Origin of the sequence: Vitiosangium sp. GDMCC 1.1324 (assembly GCF_003044305.1) — a bacterium.
In the GTDB taxonomy this organism is placed as follows: Bacteria; Myxococcota; Myxococcia; order Myxococcales; family Myxococcaceae; genus Archangium.
In genome coordinates this window covers 71,433-86,073 of record NZ_PZOX01000035.1, presented here as the reverse complement: position 1 = coordinate 86,073, position 14,641 = coordinate 71,433, and the positions used below count along the sequence as shown (strand labels likewise).

Sequence of the window (14,641 nt, the reverse complement as noted above, 5' to 3'; positions counted from 1 at the left end):
GGCCTGGAACCGCTTCTCGAGAGCGGTCCAGGCCGTTTGCTTTTCCTCACCGGCGATCGCGGTGCAGATCGGCGACCACCCGGCGCAGGTACCAGACCTCGGACTTGCCGGGGTGGTTCTCCTGAAGGCGGGCGAGGTGGCGCGCGAGGGACTTCTCGGCCTCGGAGCGCGGCAGGTGGATGCTGCGAAAGTACTGATCGCGCAGGCGGCTGGGCTCGTTGCCCGCCAGGAGCCAGTAGAGGACTCCGAGCGCCAGCAACGCGCCCACCACCAGGACGATGAGGTCTCCGGTCGCGACTTCTCCGTTCACGTTCACGCGGCCGGACCCTACCCCGAGTCCCGGTTCAGAACAGCTTCCACCACTTCTTCTTTGGAGGCTCGGCGGGCTTCTGCTCGCCCTCCGGGCTGCCAACGGGCGCCACGGGAGAAGCCGCCGGGGCCACGGGAGCCTGGGCCGGAGCCGGGGAAGGCACGGACACGGACGCCCCGGCCTGTGCGGCCACCTTCGTCCCCTTGCCTCGCGGCGGAGCGACGGGACGGCGTCCGAAACGGGCCTCCAGCGCCCGGGCCTTCTGCTGCAACACCCGGCCCTTCACCGGGTCCACCATGGCCACGTAGTTGGCGAAGCCCACGGCGGAGGCGATGACATCCCCACCGCGGCCCCACCGCTTGCCCTCGGGCCCGCTCTTCTCGAGCTGGTGCAGCAGGGCGCGGAAGCGCTTGAGCGTCTCGCGGTCCACACCGGGCTTGTCGTTGACGACGACGCCCGTCACCTCCTGCTGCCGGCCCCGGCGCAGCACGCGCGTCTTGTCGGGGTGCGGGGTGAAGTCCTCTTCTCGCACCAGCCAGCGCACGAAGCGCAGCAGCTCGCCCGCGTCGTGCGGCCCTGGTCCGTGGGCGGAGAACGTGAGGTCATCCGCGTAGCGCGTGTAGACGAAGCCCAGCTTGCGCGCCGCGCCCGCCAGCCGCCGATCCAACCGGCGGCAGAGGATGTTCGTCAGCGCGGGCGAGGTGGGCGCGCCCTGGGGCAGCCGCCGCCCGCCCTGGGTGACGTAGTAGCGCCGCCCGTCCAGCTCCACCTCTTCCACGTCCGGCTCGGTGCACAGCAGCGCCAGCGCCGTGGCGGTGGCCTCGCTGTAGCCCAGCTTCACGAAGACGCCCTTCACCCGCGGGTATAGCACCGAGGGGAAGAAGTCCTTCAGGTCCAGGTTCACCACCACGCCCGCGCCCACGTGCGGCCGAGCGTTGGTGACGATGGAGCGCCCCGCGCGAAAACCATGGGCCGCCTCGTGCACCGGCACCTTCTCGAGGATGTTCTCCAGCACCCACGCCTGCGCCGCCTTCAGCCTCGGCAGGGGCGCGGAGATGAGCCGGGTGCCGCCCGTCTTCTTGGGCAGCAGGAAGCGCACGTAGTTGCTGGTGGTGGACGCGGTGCGCGTGAAGCACAGCGCCCGGAGCTTCCCCACGCTCAGCCCCAACGCCTGCGCCAGCGCCTCGGGGGTGGCCAGCACCGGCAGCCCCAGGCGCGCGAGCTTCACCTCGTCCGGAGTGCGCTCGCTCAGCCCTCCGGACACACCCCGGCCCAGGAAGAGCAGCTCCTTGCCCTTGCGCTCCTTCCAGGCCGCGGCCCGCGCCTGCCGCTCGCGCTCGCGCCGCTCCTTCGTCTCCTGCTGCTTGCGCCGGCTCTCCTCCAGCCGCCGCTTGCGCAGCTCGCGCTTCATCGCCTCCAGGTTGCCCAGCCGGCTCTGCTCGGTGGCGAGCGCGCGGATCTGCGCCAGTAGCTCGGTGCGGCGGTGCACCACGTCCGCCGGATCTCCAGGGATGCCGCTGCGCTCGGGCCAGAAACCCAGGCGCACCATCTCCTGGAGGATGACCTCCTCCTTGGAGCTGGCGCGGATGCGGTCGTACAGCTCCTGTCGGTTGCGGGGCGGCTGGGAGGACATGGCGGGTCAGAGAGGGAGGGAGGGTCCGTCCACGCGGCGGTCAGAGAGCACCTTCGTACTGCTCTCGGGACTGGACCGTCTCAACTCAAGCGGTGCCCCCTCCTGGTGGCGCGCAGGACCTACGAGGTCGACAGCGCTGCCGCCACCAGGAGGGAGGCACCGCACAGTAAAGAGCGGGCCAGTGATGCATGACAGGCCATGAGGCATGGACGGCGAAACACCGTCCGGGTTGCAAGGTACTGCCCCCTGACCGCCGCGTGCGCGGACCCTCCCCCAACTCATGTGCGAGACACCCGTGAGTGCTGGAGCCGCAACGCGAGCAGGTGCTCGCACGGCCCCCGGAACAACTTGTTCTGCTGGAAGAAGTTGCACGTGCACTCGCCGAAAACCATACGCTGGTCCGCGTCGAGTCGCAAAGAGGGTCGCAACACCTTCGCGCCCTCCTTCACCGTGCCGCTCAGCTCCAACGAGCCATCCGTGGCACCAGCTTGCGCCTTCACGGCCACGGCCCCCGCGTCCAGGAAGCGCGTGGCACGCTCCTCGCGCTCGTTGGCGAAGCGCAGCTTGTCCACGGGCAGCGGCTCGCGGCTCAGCTCACGAGCCCGGTACACGCCCTTGTTCAGGTCCCAGATGGCCCGCCCCGCCTGAGTCCAGGCAGACAGCGCGCCGAGCACCGCGCCACGCTCCAGCCCCAGTTTCGCGGCCAGCGCCTCGGGCTTGGAGGACCACGTCTCCTTGAGCGCGTCGAAGACGCGGCGGCGGGTGAACTCGTCCACCTGCCCGCGCGGCGCCATCAGGTCGAAGTTGCCCGCGGTGGACCAGTCATTGGCCGTCCACCCGGACAGCCCCAGGGTGAAGGACAGGTCTCCCAGGTCCGCCACGTAGAAGGACGGAAGCCCCGTGCCCAACAGGTGTACGGAGAAGCGCCGGGCCACGGGGATGAGCCGCTCGAGCACGCCCAGACGCCGGCGGCCCCACACGCGGATGTCGTGCACGCCCTCGCCCTCGTAGACCGAGCGCGGGCACACCACCTCCGTCCCCCACGGCTCGAACACCACCTTCACCGGCTGCCCTGGCGCCAGCTTGTAGCGCATGGAGCGCGGCCCCTTCTTCTCCTTGTGCCGCTTGAGCACGAAGAGGAAGTTGTGCACGTCCATGGGGTGCAGCGTGAAGCGCACCGCCGACAGGGCCATCGCCGAGTTCACCTGCAGGAAGCCGCGCACCCACGAGTCCGGGAGGTCGATCTTCACCTCCTTGTACGCCGTGTCCGTGCCCGTCTGCGTGGTGAAGCCACTGGGGTCCACCTCGAAGCGCGTGCGCTTGTAGGAACGGATCTTCTGGAACTCGTCGTACAGCGGCGTCGAGTAGTCGATGTTGGTGGTGCCGCAGGAGAACTCGCCGATGTTCTGGAAGACCTCGTAGCTGGCGCCGAGCCGGCCATAGCTGGACTCGTCCTGGCTGAAGCACTCGAAGAAGCACTCGTCCGGGTGGACGGTGATGACCGGGTCGAACACGAACCACATGTCCCGGTTCTTCTCGTAGAGGTATTGGAAGTAGCGCGAGCGCGCCGTGTAGAAGGGGCCCATCCGGCGGGAGCTCTCCTGCTCCAGCGCGGAGAGCTCCTCGCGCAGGGCCTTGAGCCGGTTCGCCACCGCCTGCTTCTGCGAGGCGATTGCCGCCAGGTCCACCTGCTCCTGCTGCGCGGCCCAGGCCTTGTAGGCCGTCTTGTCCTTGGGCTTGAAGCGCAGGTCCGACACCACCACGTCGTGGAGCGCGGAGATGGCCTCGCGGAAGGCCACGTTCTGACGCAGCTCGCCGGAGAAGAAGGTGGGCTGGCGCTTGACGTCCGGCGCGAAGGACAGCTGGGTGCTGTCTCCCCGGTGCTGCACCGCGGTGTTGCCCGCGAAGGAATACTCAAACTGCACGGCGGACCTCCACCGGACGGACGTGGAAGGGAATGGGGATGGACGGCTGCGCCTTCGCGATGGAGAGCATCGCCTCCAGCGCCGCGGCCCTGTGCTCAATAGCAATGGTGGCTGACATCCGGTGCAGCACCTCCATGGCCACGCGGCCACCGGCCTCGGTGCCGCGGCCCTCGCGCTGGAGGAAACCCAGCACACGCTGGCGCGCGACGCGGCCCTTGTTCACCTGGCTCAGCACCCGCGTGAAGTAGGGCGCCAGCTGCTCCACCATCGCCGGGTTGCCGCTGGCGAAGCGGTCCAGGTAGTTGGTGGCGAAGAGCTGCACCGCGGGCGCGGGGTGCTCGGACAGACGCAGGAGCAACGCCGGCCCGTCCGCCTCGCGGAACGAGCGCGTGAGCATGTCCCGCCCGAAGGCCTGCACATCCTTGCGCACGCTGTCCGCCACGGAGACGAGCACCTCCAGGGAGAAGTCCTCCGGGGCGAAGCGCTCGCGGAAGTAGCGGAAGCCGAAGGCGCGTGCATCGTCCCAGCGGGAGTCCAGCAGGCCCACCGCCGTGGACAGCTCCGCGCGCACCTCGGGGATATGGGCCTCCAACCAGCGCCAGGCCCACTCACGCACCGCCAGCACGTCGTGCCCGGCGAGCTTCACCGCTCGCGGCACGTCCACCGTCAACACCGCGCCAGGGCGGGCGAGCAGCGCCGCGCCCACCGTCTGCGCATCCGCGTCCTCGGACTCGAGCAGCCGCCACGCCGTCTCCACCGGCAGCGCGGCCAGCGCGGGCGAGAGCTCTCCGGAGAGCAGCGAGGCCACATGGGCAGGCACCCCCTCCGGCAGGCGGCGGCGCAGCAGCGCGGCCAACAAAGCCTCCACCACCCGAGCCCCGGCGGAGGGACTCGCGACCACGAGCCGCCCGAGCAGCGGGCGCACCGCGGCGCGCACATCCGCCACGCGGCTGGTGGCCAGGTGCGTGAGGAGCACCTCCTGGGCGAGCAGCATGGCCTCGGACTCGGCGAGGAGCCCGAGCAGCCGCAGGCCCAGGGCCCGGAGCGGCGCATGCTCGGACTGCACCAGCAGCAGGAGCAGCGCTTCCGGAACGGGCTCGGTGCGCAGGTCCCAGCGCAGGAGCAGCTCGCCACCCAACTCCTGCACCTCGGGCAGCGGGTGGGCGAGCAGGTCGCGCACCACCGCCAGCCCCATTGCCCGGGCCGAGGGCCCCAGCGCGGCGAGCACCACGCGCGCCACGTCCGCGGCGATGGGCCCGTCCTCCTTCGCCTTCAGGGACAGCAGCTCCGCCACCAGCCGGCCCACGAGCACCTGCACCGCCTGCGCGGAGAGCACGGAGCCGCGCACCAGGTTGGCGGCATAGGCGCGGGTGTCCGCGTGCCGAGCGGTGGCCAGCCCCGCGATGAAGCTGGTGTCCTCGATGAGGGCGTGGCGCACCTCGTCCATCCAGCGGAAGGCCTGCTGACGGGCGGGCGCATACGACGAGCGAGCCACCGCGAGCAGCAGGGCCCGGGGCTCGCGCCGCGCATCCAGCCGCTGCGACGCCAGCTCGAAGCCGAGGCGCGCGGTGGACTCGTAGGGACGCTCCAGCAGCATGGCCACCGCGTCCACGTCCAACCGCGCGAGGAAGTCCGGACAAGCCCTCAGCGCGCGGGAGGCGAAGTCATGCACCGGGGCGCAGCGGCTCTCGTCCAGCAGGTGCAGCAGGCCCGCCGGGGTGCGCTCCCACAGCTTGGGGAAGGCCTCCTCGCGAACATCGGGCGCGCGCTCCCCGGCCCTGTACGTCGCCCTGCAGCGGAAGCCGAGCCTGTTCTCCACGGGCTCGTAGCGTGGGCTCCGGCGGTAGAGCAGTTGGTTGAAGGCCCAGTAGGGCCACCAGACGTCCCACTGCTTCTGATTGCGTCCCCAGCCCGTGGTGCGCACGGGCACGGCGTCCCCGTCACCGAAGGCGAGCAACACGCCCACCGCCATCCTCACGAAGTCCGGGCTCTCCAGCTCGCCCAGGCGGCGCAGCGTGCGCCACACCCGGCGGCGGAAGTACGTACGCGTCTCGGGGGTGAAGCCCCGCGGCCGACTGGCCCCGAGCGGACGCTCCTTCTCGTAGCGCCAGGCGATGAGACCGAACACCTCACCGTCGTACCGGTATTCGGCCGCCTTGAAGAGGTGGCGCAGCACCCGCACCGACGGCAGCGTGAGAGGCACCGTGCGAAGCACCCGTAGGAGCGCCGGCCGCACCGTCTCCGAGTCCACCAGGTAGAGGGGCTCGAGGACGTTGATCGCATCCTCCTTCCCGGCGGCGAGGTACGCATCGAGCGCCTTGCCGAAGGCCTCCGAATCCGTCCCCCGGGACGGCTCGCGCAGCGCGGGAGGCAGCTTCTCCTGGACGTCCCGGCGGAAGTCGGCGCGGGTGGCCTCGTCGGAGAGCTGCAGCAGGGCCTCGGTGGCGATGCGGCGCACCATGTCCGGTGTGGAGGCTTCCCCGTAGAGCCGCCCGAGCGCGGACACCGAGCGCTCCGAGCCCACGCGCCCCAGGGCGGCGGCGACGCTGTACGCGCGAAGGGGCGTGGCCCGCTCCAGCATGGGCAGCAGCAGGGGCTCGGCGGCGCGCAGCCGCAGCTCGCCCGCGCGCCAGATGACGCGCTCGAGCGCACGAGGCTGGGCACGCACGTTGGCACGGCGGAACCACTGCCGGGCCGAGGCCTCCTGCTGGAGCTGCTCCAGGAGGGCACGCTCCCGGGGCGACGTACCGGCCGGAGCCTCCACTCGAGGAGGAGGCGGCTCGGGAACCCGGGGCGCAGGCGGGGAAACCGGTGTCCCGGGTGCTCCCCCGCGCAGGTAGCCCGAGTCCAGCTTGGACTGGACGAGCTTGTCGAAGACGCGCTTCGCCTCGGCCTGGGGCACGGGTACGGGCGTCTTCGAGCCATCCTTCAGCGCGGTGCCCCTGCGCCCGTAGCGGAAGTTGACCACGCACTGGCCCGGGGAGACCTCCAGGAGGTCCACCTCGTAGACCTTGTCGCTCTTCCCTTCCTGGAAGAGCAGCGTCACCTGCTCGAGCAGTTTCACGTCAGCTCACCAGCCTGCGGATGTCGCCATAGGCGCGATAGAAACCACCGCGCGCGGACTCGTGGACGCCCTCCACCACGTAGCGGCTGCCCGCCTGGCGGATGTCCTTGGGGAACTGCACGTGCCAGTCCGGGTGGTAACCGGGGGACACCACGCGCACGCGCAGGTTCGCTCCGTCCTGGTAGCACTCCACGATGACGCCCTTGCCCACCTCGCGCGTGGACTCCACGGTGCCGGTGGGCACGGCAGCCACGGGGGTGGGGGCCTGGATGCTGCGGGCCTGCGGCAGCGAACCGGACTGCGCGGCCTGGATGGCCTTCTCGCTCGCGTCGATGCAGGCGAGCACGCCCTCGGTGGTGACGAGGTAGAGCCGGTCCTGGAAGAGCTGCATGGAGAAGGCCGAGCCGCACCCGGTGGACAGCTTCCACAACCGCTGGCCCTTGTCGTTGAAGCAGTAGACGCTGGACATGTTGTCGCCAGCGAAGACGTACCGGCCATCCTCCACCGCGGCACAGGAGAACACCGCCGCGTCGCACTGCATGACGGGCCCCGCATCGCCCTTCTTGGTGAAGCGGTGCACGAAGCCCAGGTTGGTGCAGGCATAGAGGGAGGACTCCTCCTGCCAGCCGAACATGACGTTGCCCTGGGTGGGGCGGTGCCACAACTCGCCGCCGTCCTCCCAGTCGTACATGGTCAGGCCGCGCCCGTGACCGTGGTACATGCCGAGCTCGTCGCAGCGGACCATCCACCCGTGGGTGCCGACGCTCTGCTTCTCCCACTGGGACTCGTCCTCGTGGTTGATGGCGGTGAGCTTGCCGCCCGCGTCGGACACGCCGAGGACACCGTCCTTGATGTCCAGCCAGTAGATGTCCACGTCCTCCGAGATGTTGTACGCCACGCGTGGCACCTTGCCGCCGAGGTCATAGACGCGGCCGTCGTCGCACCCGGCATAGAGCCAGCGGTCATCGGCGACGATGCACTTCACACCATCGGCGAGGCGGAACTGGGAGAGCGTGCGGCCCTCGTGGTCCACCGAGTAGATGGAACCACTCTCGTTGCCCACCCAGCAGCGCGAGTCATCCACGAAGATGCCGAAGGCGCGGTCACCGGAGTTGAACTTCCAGAGGAGGGGGGCCTGGGTTGCGTTGGAGCGGCCGCTGGTGATCTCCCGGCGGGTAACCGAGCGCTTCTTGCGCTGACCCATGACGGCGGGGGCATAGCCCTTACGGACCTTCTCGTTGATCTTCTTGCGGGCCTCGGCGAGCGCCTTCTCGGAGGACGGGAACTGGGAGACCTGCGTCTGGCCCTTGTCACCGATGCGGCCATAGCGGACGGTGAGGGAGTTGCCCTCCACCTTCACTTCGTAGAACTTGTGCGAGCCGCCGCCCTCTTCCGACAGCTCCAGGTACGTCCGTTCCTCGGCCATTCTCAGGTCCCCCTGCTGACGCAGTACGCACAGAGTAGTCCGAGGGACTGACAACACGGAAGCCCTCCCCAGCCAGGAGCCACGAGCGGTATCTCCGTGAAACACGCTGCGGTGATGTCTCATTCACGGCACGCTGGCCGGCGAGAAGATGAGAGCCCGCGTCACTTCCGGAACAGCATGGGCCGAGGAGCCTCATCGCGGTGGTCGCGGCCCTTGCGAGGCCCTATGGTAGGCCCCATGAGCGCGCAGAAGAAGGAGATGGCGGGTCAGGGCCAGGTCTCGCTCGCACCCGATGCACACCTGCTCCAACCCCTGCTGGAGCACGCACGCAAGAACCCGGACAAGCCCCTGTTCTCGCGTCGCGCCGGTGACCGGTTCGAGCCCCTCACCGCCGCCGACATCGTGCGGACCGTGCGGCGGATCGCCCGGGGATTGATGGCACTCGGCGTCGAGCCGGGCCAGCGGGTGGCGCTGATGTCGAAGACGCGCGTCGAGTGGGTGCTCCTCGACTACGCCATCCTCGCCACCGGCGCCACCACGGTGCCCATCTACGAGACCTCCTCCGCCGACCAGGTCGAGTGGATCCTCAAGGACAGCGAGGCGATGGTGGCGTTCTTCGAGACCGACCACCTGCACGGCCTCTATCGGCAGTCCGCGGAGCGGCTCCCGGCCTGCCGGCACACCTTCGTCATCGATCAGGCGGCACTCGAGCACCTCCAGCAGCGCGGGGACGAGGTCGACGACGCCCGCCTCGACGAGCGGCTGTCCCAGCTGCGAACCGACCACCTCGCCACCCTCATCTACACCTCGGGCACCACGGGGCGGCCTCGCGGTTGCGAGCTCACCCACGGCAACATCCGGTCGAACGCCCTGCAGATCATGGTCTACGCGGGCAACATGGTCACCGAGCAGGACCGGACGTTCCTGTTCCTGCCGCTCGCCCACGCGCTGGCCAAGATCCTCTTCCTCGCCGCGGTGGAGAAGGGCAACACCGTGGCCTTCGCCACCAGCCCCGGCAAGCTGACCGAGGAGCTGGCCATGGTGCGGCCCACGTGGTTCGGCACGGTACCTCGCGTGCTGGAGAAGGTCTTCCAGACCGCGCAGCAGAAGGCCGAGCAGGCCGGCAAGGTCCGCGTGTTCGATCTCGCCACGGAGGCGGCCATCCAGTACTCGCGCGAGCGCTCCGCGGGCCGCATCGGCCTCCTCACGAGGCTACGGCACGCGGTCTTCGAGCGGCTCGTGTACCGCACGCTCCGCCAGGCCTTCGGCGGACAGCTCCGCTTCGCCGTGTCCGGTGGCGGGCCGCTGCCGGAGCGGCTGAACCACTTCTACAACGGCATCGGGGTGATGGTGCTCGAGGGCTACGGCATGACCGAGACGAGCCCCGTGCTCACCCTCGACATCGACCAAGCCAACCGCATCGGGACGGTGGGCCTGCCCCTTCCCGGCACCACCGTGCGCATCGCCGACGATGGGGAGATCCTCGTGAAGGGACCCCAGGTCTTCCGCGGCTACTGGCACAACCCGGAGGCCTCCCAGCGCACCTTCACCCCGGACGGGTGGCTGCAGACGGGAGACCTCGGCAGCCTGGACGACCAGGGCTTCCTGCGCATCACCGGCCGCAAGAAGGAGATCCTCGTCACCGCCGCCGGCAAGAACGTGGCGCCGGGACCGCTCGAGGACCGCATCCGCGAACACCCGCTCATCAGCCAGGCCATGGTGGTGGGCGAGGGCAAGCCCTTCGTGGCGGTGCTCGTCACGCTCGACCCCGGGGCCTTCTCCAACTGGGCCCGGAAGAATGGCAGGACCGGGCAGCCGCTCGAATCGCTGCTGGAGGACGCCGCGCTGCGCGCCGAGGTGGGCCAGGCCATCGAATCGGCCAACCGCTCGGTGTCGCGGGCGGAGTCCATCCGCAAGTTCGTCATCCTCCCGCAGGACTTCACCATCGAGCGCAACGAGCTGACGCCCTCGCTCAAGGTGCGGCGCCACGTCGTCAGCGCCCACTACGCCCAGGTCATCGAGCACCTGTACGAGCGCGGCGGCGGTGGCGACTGACGCACACTCCCGGGCCTGTGTACAGCGGGCCCGAAGACACTCCCAGTGAATCAATACACATCAATCAGAATCCATTGAAAAACCACGGGTAGCCAGGAGACCGCGGCGGCGCCGTGCTGCTCGTCCTGCCCTGGCGCGTACAGCCGTTGCACCGCCGGATGTGGCGGCGATGCCGACTGCATGGACGCCTGTATGGCCGACTACCAGATCTGCGACGTCACTTGTAACCGGGGCTGCTGAGCCCTGGCTGTCCCGAAGAGGGCTCGGGGGCGACGACCTCGAGCGTTTCGAGCTCGAGGCCGTGCATGGGCAGAATCCAGAAGGTGCCACGACCTTCTGGAGACCACCCGAGCTTCCTCGCGAGCAGGATGGCGGCGCGGGCGTCTCGTGGCATGGCGGCCGAACAGTCCACCATGCCATGGCCCTTTCCGACGAGGTTCACCGACAACATCGGTCCGACCTTCTTGTCATCCTCCGTCTGGAACCATGCGCGTATCCGCACCACACGAACGCCCGCGGTGTAACGCCAGTCTCCGACCCACGCATACTGGCAACCGTCGACCACGAGCCTGCGGTGTTTCTTCTCCATGACGGCGAAGCCTCGAACGCCAGCACTGTCACGTCAACCCCAAACCGCCTGCCTGGCACACCCTGGCCATTTGATGCATTCTGTCCACTTTCACTGGGAGTAAACAGGAGGATGTTGATGCGCACAGCGACAGCCAGGCTCCACCGGATTCCTTTCTTGCTGCTCTGGGGAAGCATCGTCTTGGCCACCGGGTGCTTGGACAACACCCGGAACGACGACTCGCCGGAAGGGACGATAGATACCCAGCACACTCAGGGCAACCTGGTCAGCGGCATCAACGCCCAAGCCGGTGGCAGCGTCTTCCTCATCGGAAGCGGCATCTATGACATCACCGGCCCCGCCGGCGAGATCACGATGATGGGATTCGCCGTATCGGATCAGAAAACCGCCGGCATCCACATGAGGCTGCGGTCACGCGCCTTCGTCATTGGTGATGGAGCCAAACGGGTCGTCTTCGTCAGCGCCGACCTCGGCCAGCTCTTCCAGATGGTCAAACTGAAAGTGAGCGAGAAGGTCGCGGCCAATCCCGAGCTCGCGCAATATTACAACACGAAGAACATCCTGCTGTCGGCGACGCATACCCACAGCGGTCCCGGGGGTTACTCGGGATATTTCATGTACGACGCGACCATCAACGGGTTCGTGAAGCAGAATTTCAACGCGATCGTGGATGGCATCTATCAGTCCATCCTGCGCGCCCATCAGAACGTGAAGCCCGGGAAGATCCTCGTCAACGAGGGAACGATTGATGGCTGCGGCGGGAACCGCGCGGAGGAAGCGTACAACAACAATCCCGCGGCGGAGCGGGGCCGGTATGACAGCATCACCGACAAGACCATGACGCTCCTGAAGTTCGTCGGACTCGACGGCGAGGAGATCGGCATGGTGAACTGGTACGCGGTGCACCCGGACAGCATCGGCCCCGCGAACAAGCTGATCAGCGGCGACAACAAGGGCTGGGCGTCGTACCTCTTCGAGAAGGACAAGGGGACCGATTACCTGGCATCCAAGACGTTCGTGGCCGCGTTCGCCCAGTCCAATGCCGGCGACGTGACGCCGAACATCGGGTTCGGCCAGGCGCCTCCTGATTTGACGTTTGAAAAGAACAAGAGCCTCGAGAACGCCGTCCTCAAGCAGTACAACAAGGCCAAAGAGCTTTATAACAGCGCGACGAAGGAGCTGACCGGCTCGGTGGATTTCCGCCACGAGTGGGTGGATATGCGGACGCTCTACGTCGCTTCCGCGGGAACCACGACCTGCGCCGCTGGTATGGGGGCATCCTTCTCGGCCGGCAGCCCGTATGACAATCCGAGCCCCTCGCCGCTCTTCCCCAATGGGACCACGGTTGACAGCATCCAGTGGAGCGAGGACTCCGGCAAGGCGGCGCTCTCCGGGTTCCTGGGCGGCATCTTCGCCTTCGCGTGGCCGGCGACCAACAACGCGGCCTACAAGGCGTGCCACGCGGAAAAACCAGTGCTGATACCGACCGGCGTGGCGCACCTCAACATCAACGGTCCGACCATGACCCCGCAGATCATGCCCCTCCAGGTCTTGAAGATCGGAAACCTGGCCATCGCCGCCGTCCCCACCGAGGTGACCACCATGTCGGGCCGCCGCCTGAAGAACACGGTGAAAACGGAGCTTGCGAGCGTTGGCGTCGACACGGCGGTCATCGCCGGGCTCTCCAACTCGTACGCGTCCTACCTGGCCACCCGGGAGGAGTACGCCAAGCAGTGGTATGAGGGAGCCTGCACGCAGTTCGGCCCGAACGAGCTGTCCGCCTTTCAGCAGGAATACGCCAAACTCAGCAAGGCCATCGTCAGCGGCACGGAGGTCGCGGCCGGCCCCACGCCCGAGGACGTGACGGAGCTGACGGTCGATCTGACCCCGAAAGTGGTGCTGGACGACAAGCCGCTCGACAAGGACTTCGGGAGTGTGATCACCCAGCCGGCCGCGAGCTATACGAAGGGAAGCCTGGTGACCGTGCAATACTGGGGCGGACACCCGAACAACAATCTCCAGACGCAGGGGTCGTTCCTGGCGGTCGAAAGACTGGTGAACGGCGCATGGGTCGCGATGGCGTGGGACTGGGACCCGGAAACGACATACCGTTGGGAACGGAGCGGCATCTCCTACTCCAAGATAACGATCACCTGGGACACGAAGAACGCCGCGGCCGGCACCTACCGCATCCGCCACAAGGGCCATTGGAAATCGGGATGGACCGGGCAGATCAGCCCCTATGAAGGGGTTTCACAGTCGTTCACGGTTCAGTAGGCCCTCAGCGGAAGAATTCCTCGGGTACGGTCTCGAAGCCGCGCGCTTCGGCCTTCGTGTGCGCCCTCGCGAGCTCCGAGGGCCGCACACCCTCGCGCAGGCGGCTGAGCAGCTCGCGAGGATCGATGTCGACACCGATCGGGTTGATGTCGAAGACCTCCGACTTCATGAAGCGCGCCGCATCTTCCGCGCGGGCGAAGTTGTCGACCTGCAGCTCGATGTGATTGCCATCCGGATCTCGGTAGTAGAGCGAAGTCGTCGGACCATGGTTGACGCTCCAGAACGGGGTGATCCCCGCCTGTTCGAGGCGCGCGTACGTGTCGAGCAATGCGGTGAGGTCCGCGTAGGTGAACGCCACGTGCTCCAGGCCACGCGTCTTCGGCCCGGGCTGCTCGCTCGCCCCCGTGTTCACGATGCCGATGCGGTGGTGCTCGTCGTCGTAGGTGAGGAAACACACCTCACCGTTGTCGTAGGACACGGTCGCTCCGAGAACGTTGAGGTACCAGTCACGCATCTGCTGGAAACGGCCGGTCCGCAGGACGATATGGGACAGCTTCGTGGGTGAGGTCATCGCGTCTGTCTCCTGAAGAAAGCAACGCCTTCGTTGCTTTCCGCATGTAATGAGGGGCCCGGGAAATCGCAACGGTACCGTTGCGATGGTTCCGGACGCCGCGTACCTTCACGTCCATGAGGCGAAGAGACAAAGAGGAGTCCAGGCCTCCACCCAGGCCCAAGCAACTTCGCGGCGAGAACCTCACGGCGAAGGTGCTCGAGGTCGTGTTGAGCGAGCTGGACCGTGTAGGCCACGAGAAGCTCGCCTTCGAGCAGGTCGCCGCGCGAGCGGGCGTGAACAAGGTCACGCTGTACCGGCACTGGCCCACGAAACTGGAGCTCATCCGGGCCGCGGTCCAGTTCGCCGCGGAGGAGACGCCGTCCCGGCCTGATACCGGAACGCTCCGGGGTGACCTCCTCGAGCAGTTCCGCTCGCTGCGCGCACTGGCTCGAGAGCCCTCACGCCGCGCGGTCTTCCGGCTGCTGTTCAATGCGGGACCGGGGGACCCCGTCGGGGAGCTCGTGCAGAAGCTTCGGGACGAGAAGGATGCCCAGGTGATGTACATCTTCGAGCGTGCCATGGAGCGCGGCGAGCTGCGGCTAGACGCCGACCCCCAGCTCATCCATGGCCTGCTCTTCGGCGCCGTGCTCAACTTCGAGCTGCTGCACTGGGGCGGCTCGGATGATGCGCGCCTGGAGGCCATGATCGACCTCGTGCTCGCCGGCGTGCTGCTCCACCCCAAGACGGGGAAGCGCCGCCCGGCGCGCGGCGCACACGCGCGCTGACCCGGGGTTCGAACCGTTGCGCGC

General features: G+C 68.1%; 10 protein-coding genes. 3 read left to right on the top strand and 7 right to left on the bottom strand.

Annotation, left to right across the window (positions count from 1 at the left end):
- Positions 1-46 precede the first annotated feature (46 nt).
- From DAT35_RS54225 to DAT35_RS54205, 5 genes are all read right to left on the bottom strand, one after another.
- Complete coding sequence (locus DAT35_RS54225; RefSeq protein WP_233262256.1) at positions 47-316, bottom strand: hypothetical protein; 270 nt, start codon at positions 314-316, stop codon at positions 47-49.
- A 28-nt stretch (positions 317-344) separates the two neighbouring features.
- Positions 345-1,943 carry a reverse transcriptase family protein gene (locus tag DAT35_RS54220; protein ID WP_108077351.1) on the bottom strand — a complete coding sequence of 533 codons (1,599 nt, stop codon included), beginning with the start codon at positions 1,941-1,943 and terminating at the stop codon, positions 345-347.
- 278 nt (positions 1,944-2,221) lie between these two features.
- Positions 2,222-3,868: an SWIM zinc finger family protein gene (locus DAT35_RS54215; protein ID WP_108077350.1), complete on the bottom strand. Its 1,647-nt coding sequence runs from the start codon at positions 3,866-3,868 to the stop codon at positions 2,222-2,224.
- Positions 3,858-6,932: a hypothetical protein gene (locus DAT35_RS54210; protein WP_108077349.1), complete on the bottom strand. Its 3,075-nt coding sequence runs from the start codon at positions 6,930-6,932 to the stop codon at positions 3,858-3,860. Before DAT35_RS54210 ends, DAT35_RS54215 begins: the two co-directional genes overlap by 11 nt.
- A gap of 1 nt (position 6,933) precedes the next feature.
- The gene (locus DAT35_RS54205; protein WP_108077348.1) at positions 6,934-8,358 is read right to left on the bottom strand and encodes a WGR domain-containing protein; all 1,425 of its coding nucleotides are present in this window, start codon (positions 8,356-8,358) and stop codon (positions 6,934-6,936) included.
- Positions 8,359-8,595: 237 nt separating this feature from the next.
- Between DAT35_RS54205 and DAT35_RS54200 the strand changes: the two genes are divergently transcribed.
- Complete coding sequence (locus tag DAT35_RS54200) at positions 8,596-10,413, top strand: long-chain fatty acid--CoA ligase (RefSeq protein WP_108077372.1); 1,818 nt, start codon at positions 8,596-8,598, stop codon at positions 10,411-10,413.
- 217 nt (positions 10,414-10,630) lie between these two features.
- On the opposite strand, the gene DAT35_RS54195 is transcribed toward DAT35_RS54200, so the two are convergent.
- Complete coding sequence (locus DAT35_RS54195; RefSeq protein ID WP_108077347.1) at positions 10,631-11,002, bottom strand: hypothetical protein; 372 nt, start codon at positions 11,000-11,002, stop codon at positions 10,631-10,633.
- A 117-nt stretch (positions 11,003-11,119) separates the two neighbouring features.
- Here DAT35_RS54195 and DAT35_RS54190 point away from each other — a divergent pair, with 117 nt between their 5' ends.
- On the top strand, positions 11,120-13,279 hold the full coding sequence (locus DAT35_RS54190) for a neutral/alkaline ceramidase (protein ID WP_233262255.1): 2,160 nt from the start codon (positions 11,120-11,122) through the stop codon (positions 13,277-13,279).
- A gap of 4 nt (positions 13,280-13,283) precedes the next feature.
- Here the strand turns inward: DAT35_RS54190 and DAT35_RS54185 are convergent, their stop codons facing one another.
- A complete protein-coding gene (locus DAT35_RS54185; RefSeq protein ID WP_108077345.1) occupies positions 13,284-13,850 on the bottom strand; it encodes a VOC family protein in 567 nt (188 codons plus the stop codon).
- Between the two features lie 116 nt (positions 13,851-13,966).
- Here DAT35_RS54185 and DAT35_RS54180 point away from each other — a divergent pair, with 116 nt between their 5' ends.
- Positions 13,967-14,617: a TetR/AcrR family transcriptional regulator gene (locus DAT35_RS54180; protein ID WP_146210263.1), complete on the top strand. Its 651-nt coding sequence runs from the start codon at positions 13,967-13,969 to the stop codon at positions 14,615-14,617.
- The last annotated feature ends 24 nt before the right edge of the window (positions 14,618-14,641 follow it).

What these genes read in the sequence shown, in the direction of transcription:
- DAT35_RS54220 (WP_108077351.1), bottom strand. Translation starts at nt 1,943, where the DNA reads ATGTCCTCCCAGCCGCCCCGCAACCGACAGGAGCTGTACGACCGCATC.
- DAT35_RS54200 (WP_108077372.1), top strand. Translation starts at nt 8,596, where the DNA reads ATGAGCGCGCAGAAGAAGGAGATGGCGGGTCAGGGCCAGGTCTCGCTC.
- DAT35_RS54205 (WP_108077348.1), bottom strand. Translation starts at nt 8,358, where the DNA reads ATGGCCGAGGAACGGACGTACCTGGAGCTGTCGGAAGAGGGCGGCGGC.
- DAT35_RS54180 (WP_146210263.1), top strand. Translation starts at nt 13,967, where the DNA reads ATGAGGCGAAGAGACAAAGAGGAGTCCAGGCCTCCACCCAGGCCCAAG.
- DAT35_RS54185 (WP_108077345.1), bottom strand. Translation starts at nt 13,850, where the DNA reads ATGACCTCACCCACGAAGCTGTCCCATATCGTCCTGCGGACCGGCCGT.
- DAT35_RS54195 (WP_108077347.1), bottom strand. Translation starts at nt 11,002, where the DNA reads ATGGAGAAGAAACACCGCAGGCTCGTGGTCGACGGTTGCCAGTATGCG.
- DAT35_RS54190 (WP_233262255.1), top strand. Translation starts at nt 11,120, where the DNA reads ATGCGCACAGCGACAGCCAGGCTCCACCGGATTCCTTTCTTGCTGCTC.